The 17,880-nt window shown below is 64.4% G+C and carries 9 protein-coding genes and 2 pseudogenes; 9 read left to right on the plus strand and 2 right to left on the minus strand.

All coding sequences use genetic code 11. The features are described 5' to 3' along the window. Window positions 1-121: pseudogene (locus ACLP25_RS11365) on the plus strand (IS1595 family transposase); the annotation flags it as partial. Window positions 122-140: 19 nt separating this feature from the next. Here the strand turns inward: ACLP25_RS11365 and ACLP25_RS11370 are convergent. After that, a pseudogene (locus ACLP25_RS11370) lies at window positions 141-2,446 on the minus strand (efflux RND transporter permease subunit). A 731-nt stretch (window positions 2,447-3,177) separates the two neighbouring features. Here ACLP25_RS11370 and ACLP25_RS11375 point away from each other — a divergent pair. The 5 genes from ACLP25_RS11375 to ACLP25_RS11395 all read left to right on the plus strand — a co-directional run bounded on the left by ACLP25_RS11375 (window position 3,178) and on the right by ACLP25_RS11395 (window position 11,249). Continuing rightward, on the plus strand, window positions 3,178-3,630 hold the full coding sequence (locus ACLP25_RS11375; protein WP_442469305.1) for a squalene/phytoene synthase family protein: 453 nt from the start codon (window positions 3,178-3,180) through the stop codon (window positions 3,628-3,630). 115 nt (window positions 3,631-3,745) lie between these two features. Next, the gene (gene dxs, locus ACLP25_RS11380; RefSeq protein ID WP_442469306.1) at window positions 3,746-6,523 is read left to right on the plus strand and encodes a 1-deoxy-D-xylulose-5-phosphate synthase; all 2,778 of its coding nucleotides are present in this window, start codon (window positions 3,746-3,748) and stop codon (window positions 6,521-6,523) included. Window positions 6,524-6,557: 34 nt separating this feature from the next. After that, complete coding sequence (gene hpnH / locus ACLP25_RS11385; RefSeq protein ID WP_442469307.1) at window positions 6,558-7,703, plus strand: adenosyl-hopene transferase HpnH; 1,146 nt, start codon at window positions 6,558-6,560, stop codon at window positions 7,701-7,703. 127 nt (window positions 7,704-7,830) lie between these two features. After that, on the plus strand, window positions 7,831-10,626 hold the full coding sequence (locus ACLP25_RS11390; protein ID WP_442469308.1) for an MMPL family transporter: 2,796 nt from the start codon (window positions 7,831-7,833) through the stop codon (window positions 10,624-10,626). Window positions 10,627-10,742: 116 nt separating this feature from the next. Further along, complete coding sequence (locus ACLP25_RS11395) at window positions 10,743-11,249, plus strand: DUF2147 domain-containing protein (RefSeq protein WP_442469309.1); 507 nt, start codon at window positions 10,743-10,745, stop codon at window positions 11,247-11,249. 194 nt (window positions 11,250-11,443) lie between these two features. On the opposite strand, the gene ACLP25_RS11400 is transcribed toward ACLP25_RS11395, so the two are convergent. Then, window positions 11,444-13,516 carry an ATP-dependent helicase gene (locus ACLP25_RS11400; protein ID WP_442469310.1) on the minus strand — a complete coding sequence of 691 codons (2,073 nt, stop codon included), beginning with the start codon at window positions 13,514-13,516 and terminating at the stop codon, window positions 11,444-11,446. Between the two features lie 727 nt (window positions 13,517-14,243). Between ACLP25_RS11400 and ACLP25_RS11405 the strand changes: the two genes are divergently transcribed. The 3 genes from ACLP25_RS11405 to recA all read left to right on the plus strand — a co-directional run. Beyond that, a complete protein-coding gene (locus tag ACLP25_RS11405) occupies window positions 14,244-15,998 on the plus strand; it encodes a tetratricopeptide repeat protein (RefSeq protein WP_442469311.1) in 1,755 nt (584 codons plus the stop codon). A gap of 126 nt (window positions 15,999-16,124) precedes the next feature. Then, window positions 16,125-16,988 (plus strand): 4-(cytidine 5'-diphospho)-2-C-methyl-D-erythritol kinase, encoded by an 864-nt coding sequence (locus ACLP25_RS11410; RefSeq protein WP_442469312.1) that lies wholly within the window; start codon window positions 16,125-16,127, stop codon window positions 16,986-16,988. Window positions 16,989-17,294: 306 nt separating this feature from the next. Then, window positions 17,295-17,880: recombinase RecA (gene recA / locus ACLP25_RS11415; protein WP_442469313.1), on the plus strand; the 586-nt coding region annotated here is incomplete at its 3' end.

The raw sequence follows: 17,880 nt of genomic DNA on the forward strand, positions 1-17,880 counted from the left end.
CGAATATCGTTTCAATCGCCGATATGATCTCAAAACCATGATCCCCCGCCTCGCAATCGTTGCGCTGACGACCGCCCCGATGCCTTACCGATTGTTAAAACTGGCTGACGTTGCCACGTAATCAGGATTGTTTTTGCCGGCTAGACCGGGGCCTTCTTCAGTTTCCTCCCGCGTCGGCCGAGTTGCAGAAGGAAGGTGACGACCGGCCGCAGGATCAGGAGGTCGGAGACGAGGGCCGCGAGGATCGCGAGCGCCCCCAGCCAGCCGAACAGCCGAAGCGGCGGGAGATTGGAAAAGACGAGCGCCGCGAGCCCGCACGCCAGCACGAGCGTTGTGAGGATAAGCGCGGGCCCCATGAGCACCGTCGCCTGTTCGACCGCGATCGCCGGATCCTGGTCGGCTCGCCTTTCCTGCGTCATGCGGTTGAGAAAATGAATGGTCGCGCTCAACCCCAGGCCGAACGAGACGAAAAGCGCTATGACGCCGGAGAACTGCAGGCCGTAGCCGAAGAGCCTCAACAGCGCGCCCCCGGCCACGACGGGGAAGATCCCGGACGGTAGGCACGCGAGTCCGATGCGGGCCGAGCGGAACGCAAGGCCAATGAAAGCGGCGATAAAGGCGAACTCAATCGTCAGCGCCCTGTTCAGCTTATCGATCATGTTGGCGCTGTTGCGCGCAGCAATGACGGAGAGTCCGGTCACGGTTATCCCGTAGCCGGGATTCGCCTTGCGCACCGCGTTGAGTCGCGCCCCGATTTGATCGACGATCGGCACGAGTTGCGTCAGGCTCTTGTCAGGCACGAGGGCGAAGACGACAACGGAGCGCTCGTCCTTCGCGATGAAGCGTTGAACGAGAAACAGCGGAAGCTCATCGACGTATTGTTTGAGCGCGTCGGCTCCATTGAGCCCAATTTGCGTAGAAAGCCAGCGCCGAAGGGACTCGAGCGACCAGACGTTCCCGACCCCGGGCTGGCTCTCCAGAACCCTATGGACGTCCGCGATCGCTGCGACCGTCTGCGGCGTGTAAAGCCCCAACCCCGGAGGAATTGTTATCAGCACCTGGACTGGGTTCGACCCGCTGATTTCCGAGTCGAGTCGGCCGCTTGCCGCCACCGCCTGCTCTTGGTCTGGAACCTGGTCGGCGAGGCGGTAGCTTGCCTTGAGGCCTGAATAGGCGATGGCGAGGCCGGCGACGACCACGAGGTCCACAACGGTAAAAAGGACCGGACGGCTGACCATGCGCCGGGCAAGCCAGTCGCAGAAGCGACGGAGAACGGTTACTCCCGAATCGGTGGTCCTTAAAGTCGCCGCTAGGCGAGACTCGTCGCGAACCAGCAGAACGCCCAGCGTCGGAGCCAAGGAAAGCACGGTGATGAGCGCGATGGCGGTGGCGAGAAAGCCAGCGATGCCGAAGCCGCGTATGAGATCGCTCGAGGAGCTGAGGAGTCCGAGAAGGGAGAGACCAGCGGCAGCGTGGGTCAGGACGCAAGCGGGCCCGACGATGAGAATCGCATTGCGAAAGGCGGTACGCTTGTCCCTGCCCGCCATGAGTTGATCGCGCGCCGCAAAGGTCAGCTGCATGCTGTCGGAAAAGCTGATCACCATAACGAGCGGCGTCATCACGTTGAGGAACATGTTGAGGCGGAAGCCCAGCCACCCCAGCGCGCCGAGCGCGAACACAATCGCGATGAGAGGCGGCGCCGCCGCGACGATCATGAGCGACAGCCGCCGGAAGAACAGTCCCGCGATCATGCATCCAAGCGCAAAACCGATGGCGTTGTAGAGGATCCGATCGCGCTTGAGGGCGTGGCGGATTTCGAGCTGCATGACTGGCACGCCCGTCAACTCCGCGACGAGCCCGGTCCTTGCAGGTTCTCGTCCGCGGTTTGACGGACGTCTTTAACGACCCCGTCGAGCTTGCCGCCGTCGACGACGGACGGGTCGAGCGAGAGGATGATGACCGCGAGCGCCCCATCCTCCGAAAGCAGCTTGCCTCGGATAATCTCGTTCGCCTTCACGCGGTTGATAAGCTGATGGTAGTCGACCCCCTGCGGAAGGGGGTCGGGAAAGAGGGGCGCCGGCAACCCGCCTTTTGAAGCGGGCAAGCGCGCCGAAAACATGGAGAGAGCGCCGCGCGCGCCCTCGGTCAGCTGCACATCGGTGACAAAGTCGCGCAGCTTCTCGACCGATTCGCGCTGAAGCAATGATTTCCCGGACACGACGATCAGGATGTCGTATTCGCTCGACGGGAAGTCGCGTGAAACCTTTTCGAACTGCTGGTAAGCAGGATCGTCTGACCGAAACAGTTGGCTGAGCGAATCGTCGACCCGGATTTTTTGAATTCCCACAATCGCCAGCACTGCGATCACGACCGCAGCGAAAACCGTCGCCGCTGGCGCTTTGAAGGGAATGAGCGCGAGGCGCTCCAGATCGAGCGCGACGCTCAGCCGCCTGCTTTGCGGGTTGGCGGGTTGGGCGTTTGAATCACTTGAAAAATCACTTGAATCAAGCCTATTCAATGCCGCTCCTGTCCACTCGTCCTGGCCAACCAGCCCCGCGACGAGGCTGGCCTAATACAAAGCGCGCAACAGCGGCCGACGCCAGAACGCTCGAGCCGGTCCCAGGTTCCTTGTGTCTCGCGGGTCACGCGCCCCTTCTTCGAATATGTCGGGGCGCTTTGCCGGACTTGGTCCCGTTAACGCGCCGCTCCCGGCCGCGAACGATGTTGGCCGGGCCCGGGCGAGGTCCACGGCGTCACCTGCCGGTTGTCCAGGCTACGCCTCGCGCGCGAAGGAGCACGCGCAAAGCATTCGAAGAAGGCTTGACCCAACACCTCAGCCGGTGACAACAATCCATCGGCCAGCAAGGCTCGCGACCTGGGCGGCATCGTTCCGTTACGGTGGGCGCCATCATTCAGGAATCCCGGGCGGCTTCGTCGGACTCCGCAGTTTGCGACTGTTGTCCGTTGGGAAGGGCGATCGATCCTCGACCCCAGGCAGGCCGGTCCGTCTTGTGCATATCGGACGATCGGGAAACGGCCAGCGTTCGGACGCCAAAAGCGAACTGCCGGCGTTCTGAGGAGGCGGGACGATAGGGAACAAAACCGCAAACGCGCGCGTTTATGCACGGCTGTTTTGCGTTACGTTCAACCGCTGCATCCGGCGAGGTTGCTTCCGCGATGATCATTTGGGCCGTTGGCGTCGGAGCGATCACCGCCTTCCTCAGGCTGACTTTCGCGACGGGTTCCAATGAGCCTGCCCGGCTCGGCGGAACAGAGGCGTCGTCGATCGGCATGGTTGCGGTCGCACACATGGGCCGCCTCTATATTCCACGGGAAGCGCTCGCGGAGGCGCGAATCTCGACAACGGATCCGCACGAAGTTGCGGCCGATCCGAAACGCTCGATCGCTTGCGCCGAAGTCGCCGTTCGTGCGCGGGACCATTTCGTCCGTTCCGACGCGATCCTCGACAGGACGCCGCGTTCCCAGTTGCGCGCACCGCGTCTCATGTCGGCCGCCTACCGGTCGATGCTCGACAGAATGGCTGCGCGCGGCTCTGGGTCGCCGAGAGGCCGCGCGGCGCCCAGTCGCCTGCGTGTTCTCGGCGCCCTCGTCCGTTACGGCGTCCTATGAAGGAAGGGTCGCGCAGCTCGGCTCGACAAGTGAGCCCGTCGGTCTCCGCGCCGATCGAGTGGAACATTTCTCTCCAGACAGCGTTTCGCGATTCCAGCGATAGCGGGGAGGTCGGATGAGTCTCCATACGATCGAAAGTCCTCGAGACCTCAGGTTGCGTTCCCACGCCGACCTCAAGCCGATCGCCGAGGAATTGCGAGCCGAGACAGTTCGGTTCGTCTCTAAAACGGGCGGCCATCTCGGCGCTGGCCTTGGCGTCATAGAACTAACGGTTGCGCTCCATTATGTTTTCGATACGCCGGCGGACAAGCTGATCTGGGATGTGGGGCACCAAGCCTATCCGCATAAGATTCTGACCGGCCGGCGCGAAAGAATGCATACGCTCCGGTCAGGGGGCGGGCTCTCCGGATTTACCAAGCGCAGCGAGAGCGCATACGATCCCTTCGGCGCCGCGCACGCCGCGACTTCGATTTCCGCCGCTCTCGGCATGGCGGCGGCGCGTAATCTCGAAGGACAGCGCCACAACATTGTGGCGGTGATCGGCGACGGCTCCATGTCGGCCGGCATGGCCAATGAAGCCTTGAACAACGCCGCGTCCAGCGGCGGCCGCCTGACTGTCGTTTTAAACGATAACGCGATGTCTATCGCGCCTCCTGTCGGCGCGATGTCCGCCTATCTGTCCACGCTCACGCGGACCTCACGTACGCAAGACCCCGCAAGGATCGGAACGCTGTTTGAGGACCTGGGGTTCGAGTATGTCGGCCCGATCGACGGGCATGACCTGGAAGAGCTCGTTCCGGCCCTGGAGCATGCGCGAGACAGCGCCGCCGGGCCGCTGCTGGTTCATGTGGTGACGAAAAAAGGGAAGGGATATCCGCCAGCCGAAAAGTCGGATGATTGTTATCATAGCGTCGGAACGTTCGATATCGCCACGGGCATTCAGATCAAGAGCGTGGCGAAAGCTCCGACCTTCACCAGGGTGTTCGGCGAGACCCTGGTCAAGGAGGCGCGCAAGGATCCCCGCATCGTCGCCGTGACGGCGGCGATGCCGAACGGAACGGGTCTGGACATCTTCGGGAGAGCCTTTCCCGAGCGCATGTTCGATGTCGGCATCGCGGAGCAGCATGCGGTCACGTTCGCCGCGGGCCTGGCCGCCGAGGGCTACAAGCCCTTTTGCGCGATCTATTCGACCTTTTTGCAACGCGGCTACGATCAGGTGGTCCACGACGTCGCGCTGCAATCTCTGCCGGTGCGCTTCGCAATCGACCGTGCAGGCTACGTTGGCGCGGACGGCCCGACACACGCCGGATCGTTTGACGTCGCCTATCTCGCCTGTCTGCCGGGGTTTGTCGTGATGGCGGCGGCGGACGAGGAAGAGCTCGCGCACATGGTCGCGACTGCCGTCACCATCGACGACGGACCCTGCGCAATCCGGTACCCGCGCGGCGAGGGTTTCGGATCGCCTGTTCCCGAGAGCGGGCGCCCGATCCGAATCGGCAAGGGACGGATCGTTCGGCAAGGTCGCGACGTCGCGCTCCTTTCACTCGGCGCGCGACTCGCCGAATGCCGGAAAGCGGCCGACGAACTCGCCAGATATGGCATATCCGTCACCGTGGCCGACGCGCGCTTCGCCAAGCCTCTCGACGTCGGCCTCATTCTCGGTATGGCGGATGAACATGAGGCGCTCATTACCATCGAAGAGGGTTCAATTGGGGGTTTCGGCTCGCATGTCGCGCAACTCTTGCTCGAGCACGGACGCCTCGACGGCGGGCTCAAGGCGCGGTCGATGGTGCTGCCGGACGTCTTCACCGAGCAGGATGACCCCGCCGCAATGTACGCGCGGGCGAAACTCGATGCGAACGGAATCGTGGCCAAGGTATTCGAGACGCTGAACCGCGAGCCTCGCGTTCGCCGGTCCGTGCGCTTTCCCTTTTCGCCCACGCGCACATTCGAGAGCCGAACGCCGATCCGGGTTTTGCTCGCGAAACCGCGCGGCTTTTGTGCAGGGGTGGTGCGCGCGATCGATATCGTCGAACGCGCGCTCCAGAAGCACGAGGCGCCAGTCTATGTGCGCCACGAGATCGTTCACAACAGGCGCGTTGTCGACACGCTCAAGGCCAAGGGCGCAAAATTCGTCGAAGAACTCGACGAGATCCCCAACGGCGCGATCGCCATCTTCAGCGCTCACGGCGTTCCCAAGCGGGTCGAAGCCGAGGCCGCCGCTCGTGGGCTCGTGGTCCACAATGCGACTTGCCCGCTTGTCACCAAGGTCCACAATCAGGCGAAGCGCTACGTCGCGCAGGGACGGAGAGTTGTGCTGATCGGCCACGCGGGTCATCCCGAGGTGGAGGGTACGATTGGCCAGGTCTCCGCACCGATTGCGCTGGTGCAGAAGGAAGGCGACGTCGAGAAGCTCAACATCCCTGTGGATGCGCCGGTCGGATACATCACCCAGACGACGCTCAGCGTCGACGACACGAAAGGGATTATCGCGGCTCCGCGCCAACGGTTCCCCGATCTGGTCGGTCCAGATATCCGCGATATTTGTTACGCCACGCAGAACAGGCAATGGGCCGTGCGCGAGCTGTGCAGGGAGGTCGACGTCGTCCTGGTGGTCGGCGCGCAGAACAGCTCCAATTCGAACAGGCTTTGCGAAATCAGTCAGCAAATGGGCGTTCCGAGCCATCTCATCGCCGATAGCAGCGAGATCCGGCGCGAATGGATCGATGACGTCCGCGCGGTCGGCGTCACCGCGGGCGCCTCAGCCCCCGAGGAACTCGTCTCCGAAGTCATCCGGCATCTCGCAAGCCTCCGTCCGGTCGAAATCTCAACGCTCAACGGCCCCGAAGAGGTGATCGAGTTCAAGCTGCCTGTGGACCTGGCCCGAGTCTGAGCCGCCCTGCGCATATCCGCCCAAGAGACACGGCATGATTCCATTCTTCAAGGAAGCAAAGGTCGCGACGTATATCCTGAGGCAGAAGCTTGCGGGCCGGAAGCGTTATCCGCTCGTTCTGATGCTTGAGCCACTGTTTCGATGCAATCTTTCCTGCGCCGGCTGCGGTAAGATCGACTATCCGGATCCGATCCTCAACCAGCGACTGTCGGTCCAGGAGTGCCTCGACGCCGTCGATGAATGCGGAGCGCCGGTTGTCGCGGTTCCCGGTGGAGAGCCCCTGATTCATCGCGAGATCGGCGCGATCGTGAGAGGGCTCGTGAAGAAGAGGAAGTTCGTGTCGCTCTGCACGAACGCCCTCCTGCTCGAGAAGAAGCTCGATCTGTTCGAGCCGTCGCCGTATCTCTTTTTCACGATCCATCTCGATGGTTTGAAAGAGGTCCACGACAGGTCGGTCGCACAAGAGGGCGTGTTCGACATTGCGGTCGACGCGATCAGGAAGTGCAAAGCGAAGGGCTTTGCCGTCAACGTCAACATGACCGTCTACGAGGGCCAGTCGGCGCCGCAGATCGCCGAATTCCTGGACCTGACCGCCGCGCTCGAAGTCGATGTCTCGATCTCACCCGGCTACGCTTATGAGCGGGCGCCCGACCAGGAGCGCTTCCTTGCACGGCGGAGAACCAAAGAGCTGTTCCGCAACGTCTTCGCCATGGGCAAAGGCAGGAAGTGGCGCTTCTCGCATTCGCCGCTCTTCCTCGACTTCCTCGCAGGCAACCAGGAGTTCCTCTGCACACCATGGGGCATGCCGACGCGGAACGTCTTCGGCTGGCAGAAGCCCTGCTACCTTCTCGGAGAGGGGTACGCCAGCTCCTTCAAGGAGCTCATGGAGACCACGGACTGGGATAGCTACGGCACAGGCCGATACGAGAAGTGCGCCAATTGCATGGCCCATTGCGGCTACGAGCCGACGGCGGCCGACTACGCGTTCCGGCGTCCATTGGCCGCGGCGCGCATCGCGCTTCAGGGAGTTCGGACAAGCGGTCCGTTGGCGCCGGAAATCTCGCTCGATGGTCAGCGCCCCGCGGAATACGTCTTTTCCCATCACGTCGAGACCATGCTCGCCGGTCTCAATCGGCGCGAGGAAAAGGAAACACGAACGAGGCTTCCGGTTGGGCGGTAACGGCGATCGCCACGCAGCGAGCTTTCGAGGCAGCTCGGACGCCAGCTTCGACCGACGCTCTCCCATGATTGCGCGGGTGGTGGTGGCTATCGTCGCATTTTGCGCCGAGCATGCGCGAGGGGTTGTCTTGACGGCAGTCGTCATCGCCGTCGGCTGCGGAATCTACGCCGGCGCGAGGTTCCGGCTGAATTCCGACATCAACGCCTTGCTCCCCGCCAATGTCGAATGGCGCAAGCGGGAACTCGCCTTCGAACAGGCCTTCCGCCGGTTCGACCTGATCGAAGTCGTCATCGAGGCGCCGACGCCCGAACTCGCCGCTGCGGCCACGCGCGACCTCGCCGACGTGCTTGCGTCCGACAAGACGCGGTTCCAGTCCGTCGCCAACGCCAGCAGTGCGGATTTCTTTGCCCGGAACGCCTTGATGTATCCGTCCCTCGACGCACTGAAGCGCACGGCTCAGGGGCTCAGCGAGGGCGAGCCGCTGATTCACGATCTGTCGCAGGACCGAAGCCTCAGAGGACTGGTCGCGGGTCTCGAAGACGCGCTGCTCGGGCTTCAGTCCAACCGACTGACGCTTGACGATTTCACGCAGCCGTTGACCCTCGTGTCCAACAGCCTGGATCAAGTTGTTGAGCAGAGGCCCGCATCCTTCTCCTGGCGGGCGCTTACCGAAGGCGGCGCGCTTTCGCGCAACGAACTGCGCGGGTTTATCGAGGTCCATCCCGTTCTCGACTTCAAGTCGCTCCAGCCGGGACAGGCGGCCGAGGACGCGATCCGGCAGGCCGCGGCGCCAATCGCGGCCAGGGATCAGGCGAGCATCCGCCTCACGGGTCCTGTCGTCATCAACGACGATCAGTTCGGGTCGATTCGCGAGAACGCGACCCGCAATGCGGTTATCACGGTCGCGCTCGTTCTCCTCATCCTCTGGCTGGCGCTGCGCTCGGCGAAGCTGGTAGGGGCGCTTTGCGTAAACGTGCTGATCGGGCTTGCCGCGACTGCCGCCGCAGGCGCCCTCATGGTCGGCGCTTTCAACGTCATTTCAATCTATTTCGCCGTTCTGTTCGTGGGCATCGGAGTGGACTTCGCCATTCAGTTCGGCGTCCGTTATCGCGACCAGAGGCACAGTCTCGGCGACCTCAACGCTGCGGTTCGCGCGGCCGGATCGCGGGTGGCGACGCCGCTCGCCCTTGCGGCCTTGGCCACAGCGGCCGGGTTCTTCTCCTTCTTGCCGACGGACTACCGCGGCGTCTCCGAACTCGGCCTCATCGCCGGCGTCGGAATGCTGATCGCGTTCGTCACAAGCGTCACCGTCCTGCCGGCGCTGATCGTGCTCGTCAATCCACCGGGTGAACCAGAGCCGCTCGGATACGGGTTCCTTGCGCCTGTCGACGACTATCTTGCGCGGCGGCGGCGCCCGATCCTTCTCGGGACGGCCGTTGTCGTTCTCTGCGCACTCCCGGCGCTCTATTGGCTGAGGTTCGATTACAATCCCTTGGACCTTCAGGATCCCAAGAGCGAAGCGATTGCCACCTATCGGGAGCTCAGCCGCGACCCCTCTGCATCCGCGAATGCGGCCGAGGTGGTTGCGCCCTCGCTGGACAAGGCGCGCGAGCTCGCGGCCAGGTTCGAGACTTTGCCGGAAGTCGGAAGCGTTACGTCGCTCGCGACCTTCATCCCCTTGGACCAGGACCAGAAGGTTCCGATCATCAAGGCCGTCGCACAGAAGCTTGCAGACGCGTTCGACATGGGCGCGGCGCCACAGCCTCCCACGGACACCGGGAACGTCGATGCGCTGAACGAGGGGGCGTCGCGTCTGACGGAAGTAGCGGGCGACGGCGCCGGGATCGGCGCCGCAGCCGCGAAGCGTCTGGCGGGCCTTATGACGAAGCTGGCCCAAGGACCCTCCGCGCTTCGTGAGAAGGCCTCTCAAACACTCATCGGGCCGCTCGACGCCGATCTCGCGGATCTCCACGCCTCGCTCGAGGCGCGGTCCGTGACACAGCAGACGCTGCCTCCGGGTCTTGTCGCAGGCTGGATGACTCCCGACGGCAAAGTCAGGGTGTCGGTCGCGCCCAAAGCCAGCCCTAATGACATTTCAGCGATGCGCGCCTTTGTCCGTGCGGTCCTCGCGGTCGCTCCCGACGCGACTGAAGGCCCCCATCGCCACGCTGAGCGCCGGCGACATGATCCTCTCCGCCTTCATTCAAGCCGGCGTCTGGGCGCTGATCTCGATCGCGCTTCTGTTGTGGCTCGTGCTGCGCCGGCCAGGCGACGTGCTGCTGACGCTTGTTCCCCTGGCGCTAGCCGGCGTCGTGACAATGGAGATCATGGCGCTGATCGGAACGCCGTTCAATTTCGCCAACATCATCGCTCTGCCGCTGCTTCTCGGCGTCGGCGTCGCGTTCAAGATCTATTACATCATGGCTTGGCGCGAGGGGGTGACGCATCTGCTCCAGACGCCGCTAACCCGCGCCGTCGTCTTCAGCGCTCTCACCACCGCGACGGCCTTCGGAAGCCTCTGGCTTTCCAGTCACCCCGGCACGTCGAGCATGGGAAAGCTGCTCGCGCTCTCGCTCTTTTCCACGCTCGCCGCGGCGGTCGTGTTCCAACCCATCCTGATGGGGAAACCGCGGAAGGCCGCGCAACCTCCGGCTCCATTGAACGTTGGTGGCGATCAGATAGGGAGTTCATGATGTCTATTCGTACTCTTCTCGTGTCGGCCGCGCTGATCGGCGCCTCCTCGATAGCCATGGCTCAGTCCGGGACGCCCGAGGAACAGACCGCTTGCCGACCCGACGTTCGCAAATTCTGCTTCAAGGTTCGCGAAAGCGATGGCTCAACCGCCTATCTTCAGTGCCTGCAGGAGCACCGGGAGAAGCTCTCGTCGCGCTGCCGCGCGGTTCTTGAGAGTCATGGCGTATGACCGCCGTGCGGGTTCGGACCGACGGAGGGCTGTCGTTGCCTTGCCACAGGTCCTTCATCAGATCGTCCCTTTTCGGAGGAAGGGAGGCGCGTTCGACCCCTGCAAGGACTCTCCCGATGAAATCCTTGTCCCTCGCCCTTCTTTTCGGTGCAACACTTGGAACTGCGCTTGCGGCGGCCGGTCCTGACGACACCGTCGCAGGCTTCTGGCAGCAGGCCGACAGCGACGGGCATGTCGGCGCTTGGTTCTACTTTACGGAGGTCAACGGTCTCTATCAGGGACGGCTCGTGAAGATGTTCAAGCAGCCGGGCGAGCAGAAGATCGTCACAATCTGCACGAAATGCGAAGGCAAGCAAAAGAACGCGCCGATGCTCGGCCTGACCATCGTCAAGGACATGCGCCGCGATGGCGAGAAATACGAAAACGGGACGATCCTCGATCCGCGGGACGGCAAAGTTTACCATGCCCAGATGGAGCTCAGCGCCGACGGCCAGAAGCTGTCGGTCCGGGGTTACCTCGGAATCCCGCTCCTAGGTCAGACCCAAGTGTGGAACCGGTTGCCCGACGATACGATCCCGGCTGCCCAAATCCCCAAAGAGTCCTTCGGGCCCGAGTCACAATAGCGGCGGAACTGCGATCGCTCCGAGGTCGCTTCCATCGCGGCGCGCTTGCCGACCGGGCGCCCTCGGTCCTTTCCGTTTGCGGATCTTCCCCATCCGCGTGACCTGCAGCCCGTCGAGGCCATTGGAGGCCGTTGATCGCAGACGGCGAATTCGCGTCATCCGGCGAGCCGGGCTGATAGCTAAAATTGAGCGCCTCAGCGCCACATCGCCCGCATCCGCGCTGCGAGGTCCACGCGCGGCCCTTCCGACGCGAGGCGCACGGGAGCGGCGGGATGAGCGGCCGGCCAGGTCTGGCGGTCGAAATCTTTGAGAAGCGGCGGCGGGATGAAGCGGGTGCGGGCGGCGAAGACGCTGCGGTCGCCGTTCTTCGGCTGGCCGTGTACATAGAAGCGCTGCGGCACGGTCAGCGTCAGCTGATCCTTCGCCCGCGTCATCGCCACGTAAAGAAGCCGGCGCTCCTCCTCGATCTCCTCGGACGAGCCGGTGGCGAGATCGGACGGGATGCAGCCGTCGACGCAGTTGAGCACGAACACCGACCGCCATTCCTGCCCCTTGGCCGAATGGATGGTCGAGAGGATGAGATAGTCCTCATCACGGAGCGGCGGCCCGGCCTCGTCGCTGGTCGCGTCGGGCGGATCGAGGGTCAGTTCGCTTAGGAAACGCTCGCGCGAAGCGAAGGAGCCGGCGATGCGCTCAAGCGCCTCGAGATCGCCGATCCGCGCCGTCGCGTCGTCGTAGCGCGTCTCGATCTGAGGCATGAGCCAAGCCACGGCGTCGGCAAGCTCGCCCGGCCAGGGCGCCGCGCGCGATGCGAGGCGGCGCATGAGCTCGGCGAAGGCGGCGAAGCCCGCGCGCGCGCGCGCCGGCAGCGTCAGCGCCCCCATCGCGTCGAAGCCGTCGTCCTCGGCCGCCGCGGCGACGATCGTCTCGGCGATCTTAGGACCGATGCCCGGCAGCAGTTGCGCGACCCGGAAGCCCGCCACACGGTCGCGTGGATTCTCGGCAAAGCGCATCAGCGCCAGGGTGTCCTTCACATGCGCCGCGTCGAGCAACTTCAGGCCGCCGAATTTTACGAACGGGATGTTGCGCCGGGTCAGCTCCAGCTCCAGCGCGGCGCTGTGATGCGAGGCGCGGAACAGCACCGCCTGGGATTTCAGCGTCGCGCCGGCCTCGCGGTTTTGCAGCACGCAGGCCGCGATATAACGCGCCTGGTCGGCCTCGTCGGGGACGGTGACGAGCGCGGGCGGCGAACCCTCCTTGCGATCGGTCCACAAGTCCTTGGCGAAGCGCTCGGGCGCGAGCGCGATCACGGCGTTGGCGGCGCCGAGGATCGCCTGTGTCGAACGATAGTTGCGGTCGAGCGTGACGACGCGCGCCGGCGGTTCGAAGCTTTTTGGAAAGTCGAGGATGTTGCGCACGGTCGCGGCGCGGAAGGAATAGATCGACTGCGCGTCGTCGCCGACCACGGTGAGCCCCGCCCCGCGCGGGCGCAGCGCCAGCAAGATCTCCGCCTGCAGCGCATTGGTGTCCTGATATTCGTCAACCAGCAGGTGGTCGAAGCGGTCGGAAATTTCGGCGGCGATGCTGGGTTCGGTCAGCATCTGGGCGAACCAGAGCAGAAGATCGTCGTAGTCCAGCACGTTCTGGCGCTGCTTCGCCTCGACATAAGCGCCGAACAGCGCGCGCAAAGCCTCCTCGTGCGCGGCCACCCAGGGAAACCACTTGCCGATCGTGACCCCGAGGTTGGCGCGGGCGTTGACGACGCGCGAATAGATCGCGAGACAGGTCGCCTTGGTCGGAAAACGGTCTTTCGTCTCGGTCAATCCCGCCTCGTGACGCGCCCAGTTCATCAGGTCCGCCGAATCCTCGCGGTCGTGGATGGTGAATTGCGGGTCGAGCCCCAACCGCGGGGCGTATTCGCGCAGGAGCCGCGCGCCGATGGCGTGGAACGTTCCTGAATATTCCGGCGCCGCCGCCGCAGCAGCCTCGGGAGAAAGACGGCGGGCGAGCAGCCGCTCCACCCGGCGGATGAGCTCCGCAGCGGCGCGACGGGAAAAAGTCGCGAGCATGATCCGCTTTGGATCGGCGCCGGCGAGGATCAGCGCCGCGACCCGGTGGGCGAGCATCGCCGTCTTGCCCGAGCCGGCGCCGGCTATGACCAGCAGCGGCGAAAACCCCCCGGCCGCGCCGATCCCGTGCTCGACCGCGAGCTGCTGCTCGGGGTTGAGCTCGACGGGCGCGGTGGCGCGAATCAGGGCAAGCGACATCGAACAGACGCAATCACGTTTCGCGCTTTGTTCGCAAGACCGGCGCGGGGACGACAGTGTTGCAGTCTCGACCCACTTGTCCGAGCCGCGGATCGTGGTTCGCATCGCAAAAAGCGAAGTCCGCCACGAATGAGCGGTTTTGGCGCCGACTCCATCTTTTCAATCGCTTGGACGCCAAAAGCTGTCCGACTGCCATTTTTTGGCCATGCGGCCCCTTTCCGCGTATGCGGCCGCGTTCAAGACGGCGCCGATCCGCTTGCGCTTTTGTCTGATGCTCGCATGAAGGGATCATACCCATATTTCTGCTTTTCCGCAATCAAAAAGTGGCGCCGCCTGGCCCCGCCCCGAATCGTTTTCCGCCTGAACGAGAAACCCATAGAAGGCATGTGCCTGAGGGCGAGGACCTGAGGATGAAACGGATCGGCTAGACCCCCTCGCCTGAGGCCCATCATGCCTCCGGAACGGGCCGTGGCGGAAGGAGTCGGTCGGCCTCTCCGTGCGTGCGGTCACATCATGGTGACGAGACCTGCGAGATCAAAAGGCCGGATCAAAACATTTCCAAAACGTCGACCAGGCCGGCGAACCCGATTATCCCGACATGTGACCGCGCGAGCGGCCAAGATTCGCCTTGTTTTCAAGCGAGGGCATCTCGGCTTAGAATCGAGAACAGGGCGATAGCGCTTCCATGGCCGCGCCCCTCGGGTTATGCTCGGGAGAGAGAACCGTAGTGATCAGTCCATCTTTGCGTTGCGCCCTTGCAGTCGGCGCTCTGGCCGCGATGACATTGGGCGGCGGCGCGCCCGCGCCGGCGGCGGCCACTGTCGGGGACGCGCCGGGAGCGCCCGAAATCGGCGCCAGCCAGCCCGGAAACTATCTCGCCGGGTTGATCGCGAGTGCGGATCGCGACACCGAATCCGCCGAGGCGTATTATCGCGAGGCGCTGAGGATCGATCCGCGCAATGCGGATCTTATCGACCGCGCGTTCTCTGCCGCGCTGTCCAACGGCGACGTCCCGGCCGCCAGCGCGCTGGCCGAGCGCCTGCTGGCGCGCGATCCGGGCAACCGGCTGGCGCGCCTCGCGCTTTCGGCCAGCTTTATGCAAAAGGGCGACTATGCCTCCTCCCGCGCCGAGCTCTATTCCCGAGACGCTCAGGCCCGCGACGTGACGACGAACCTGCTCACGGCCTGGACCTATGCCGGCCAGAACGATCTTCGGCACGCCCTCGAGACGCTCGATCGCATTCGCGATCCCGCGGTCGGCGCGTTTCGGGATTTCCATGCCGGTCTGATCGCCGATCTGCTCGGAAACCAGACCGAAGCCCAACGCCGTTTGAAGGCCGCTTACGAGGCCGACAAGAACGCCCTCCGGTTTGCCGACGCCTATGCGCGCTTTCTCGCCGCTCACGGCGATCGGGACGGGGCGATCAAGGTGTACGACGACTTTGCCCTGGCTGCGCCGAACCACCCGATCGTCGTGCGCGCGCTGGCGGATCTCAAGTCGGGCGTGTCGCCGGCCCCGCTGGTGAGCAACGCGAAGGACGGCGCGGGCGAAGTGCTTTATGGCCTGGGAGCGGCCGGCATCCGGGAGGGCGATGAGATGCCCGCCCTGGTGTATCTGCGTTTGTCGCTCTATCTGCGGCCCCACGACGATCTGACGTCCGTGACGCTGGCCAATCTCTTCGACCAGATGAAGAAGGGCGAGCAGGCGATCGCCGCGTACGAATCCGTGCCGGCGGTGTCCCCGCTGCACGAAGATGCGGAGATCCAGGCGGCGCTGGTGCTCGACAGCCTCGGCCAGTCCGATGAGGCGATCAAACGCCTGGCGGCCCTCGTCGCCGTGCAGCCGCACGACATCGACGCGCTGAGCGCGCTGGCCGGCCTGCAGCGATCAGCCAAGCAGTACAAGGAAGCGGCGGCGACTTATGACAAAGCGATCGCCGCAGTCGGCATTCCGAATCGCGACAATTGGACCCTCTTTTATTTCCGCGGGATCTGTTACGAACGCGCGAAGGAATGGCCGAAAGCCGAAGATGACTTCAAGACGGCGTTGGAGCTGTTCCCGGATCAGCCTCTTGTGCTGAATTATCTGGGTTATTCTTGGGTCGACCAGGGCGTCAAGCTCGACGAAGCGTTCAAGATGCTGCGTCGAGCCGTGGAATTGCGGCCCAACGACGGCTACATCGTCGACAGCCTCGGGTGGGCTCATTACAAGCTCGGACAATACGCCGAGGCGACGCAGACCCTGGAGCGGGCAGTCGACCTGAAGCCGGCCGATCCTGTGCTGAACGACCACCTCGGCGACGCCTACTGGCGAGTGAACCGCAAGATCGAGGCGCGATTCCAGTGGAACCATGCCCGCGACATGCAGCCAGAGCCGGAAGACCTGCCTGCGATCCTCAAGAAGATCGACGTCGGACTGCCCGACGCCAGCCCCGATCGTCCGGCTTCGGACAGCCCGGCGCCGAAGGCGGGCGGCGGCTAGGGCGCGTCGCTCTTAAGGTCCAGCCGATCTTGGCGAAGACCTTGCGTCGGCGCGCTCATGGCGTCGCGCGCCAAACATCGACGTTGAGCAAACCCATACGCAAACGATTCTAGGTTTTCCCCTCTCATGCGCTGGCATCGCGCCCCGGCGAAACTGAACCTGACCCTGCGCGTGACCGGACGGCGGCTCGACGGCTTCCACGATCTCGAGAGCGTGGTGGCCTTCGCCGACGTCTGCGACTGGCTGGGCTTCGCGCCGGGCCCCGGGTTTGAGCTCTCCGTCGAGGGACCGGGCGCGGCAGAGATCGGCCCGTCCGCGGAAAACCTGGTTGCGCGCGCCGCGCGGGCACTGGCGGCGCGCTTTCCCGGCCTTGTCATGGGTCGGTTCAGGCTGGTCAAGCGCCTGCCGGCCGCCGCGGGATTGGGGGGCGGTTCGTCCGACGCCGCTGCATGCCTTCGGGCGCTCGCGGAGGCGAACGGATTGTCGCTGGCCGACGACCGCGTGCGCGAAGCGGCCTTGGAGACCGGATCGGACGTGCCGGTCTGCCTCACGGCTCACGCGCGGAGCATGGCCGGGACGGGCGAACATCTCGGCCCCCCGCTTCGGATACCGGCGCTAGAGGCCGTCCTCGTCAACCCGCGACGCGCCGTCGCGACCCGGGAGGTGTTCGAGGCTTTGGGCCTTGAGCGCGGGGGCGGGCGCGATCCCGACCGCGGCGCTCCGTCCCCCGATTCCGTATCGACGGCGACCCTGGACGCGCTGGAATTGGGCGGCAACGACCTGGAGCCTGCGGCGCAAAAAGTCCTCCCGATGATCGGGGACATCCTCGACCGGCTGAGGCGTCTGCCGAGGGTGAAATTCGCGAGAATGTCGGGCTCGGGCGCGACCTGCTTCGCGATCTTCGACGCGCCCGGCGCCGCGCGAGATGCGCAGGCTTCTCTCACGGCGGAGTATCCGGGCTGGTGGATCGCTGCGACCAGGCTTCGGTAAAAGCGGTGAGCCGGACGGTTCCGCGCGGAAGAGCTTCCCGGGGAGGGGGCGATTGAAGGAATACGCCTCCCCCGCTATTCCACCAGAAAAAAATTCCCGCGCCGGCCGGCGCCTCCCGCGCGCATGGTTTGGGCGGTTCGCCGAAGCGAACCTATCGGTAACCCTAAGTTAACGCTGGCCAAGAACCGCCGCCTGAGAACAAAAAAAGAACTTGCGTTTGAGAACAAACCATGCACAAATACCGCCAGGGAGGCGCGGAACCGCAGTTGCGGATGAGACCCCGCCCGTGAGAGAAGGACCCGAACGATGAACCAGCCGATTCTTCGCGTGGTGGAAGGGACTCAGGTGGACAAGACCAAGGCGCTCGACGCAGCGCTCTCGCAGATCGAGCGCGCCTTCGGCAAAGGCTCCATCATGCGGCTGGGCAAGAACCAGCAGGCGGTCGAGATCGAAACCGTTTCAACCGGCTCGCTCGGGCTCGACATCGCGCTCGGCGTCGGGGGGCTGCCGCGCGGGCGGGTCGTCGAGATCTATGGGCCGGAATCCTCGGGCAAGACCACGCTGACGCTGCATGTGATCGCCGAAGCCCAGAAGCGCGGCGGCGTCTGCGCCTTCGTCGACGCCGAGCACGCGCTGGATCCGGTCTACGCCAAGAAGCTCGGCGTCAATCTCAACGACCTGTTGATCTCCCAGCCCGACACCGGCGAGCAGGCGCTGGAGATCACCGACACGCTGGTGCGCTCCGGCGCGATCGACGTGCTGGTTATCGACTCGGTGGCGGCGCTGACCCCGCGCGCCGAGATCGAGGGCGAAATGGGCGAGTCGCAGCCCGGCCTGCAGGCGCGCCTGATGAGCCAGGCGCTGCGCAAGCTCACCGCCTCGATCTCGCGCT

The organism is Roseiarcus sp., from assembly GCF_052145395.1.
Taxonomy (GTDB): Bacteria; Pseudomonadota; Alphaproteobacteria; order Rhizobiales; family Beijerinckiaceae; genus Roseiarcus.

Coding starts and splice junctions, on each gene's coding strand:
- ACLP25_RS11375 (WP_442469305.1), top strand. CDS start 3,178: ATGATCATTTGGGCCGTTGGCGTCGGAGCGATCACCGCCTTCCTCAGG.
- dxs (WP_442469306.1), top strand. CDS start 3,746: ATGAGTCTCCATACGATCGAAAGTCCTCGAGACCTCAGGTTGCGTTCC.
- hpnH (WP_442469307.1), top strand. CDS start 6,558: ATGATTCCATTCTTCAAGGAAGCAAAGGTCGCGACGTATATCCTGAGG.
- ACLP25_RS11395 (WP_442469309.1), top strand. CDS start 10,743: ATGAAATCCTTGTCCCTCGCCCTTCTTTTCGGTGCAACACTTGGAACT.
- ACLP25_RS11400 (WP_442469310.1), bottom strand. CDS start 13,516: ATGTCGCTTGCCCTGATTCGCGCCACCGCGCCCGTCGAGCTCAACCCC.
- ACLP25_RS11410 (WP_442469312.1), top strand. CDS start 16,125: ATGCGCTGGCATCGCGCCCCGGCGAAACTGAACCTGACCCTGCGCGTG.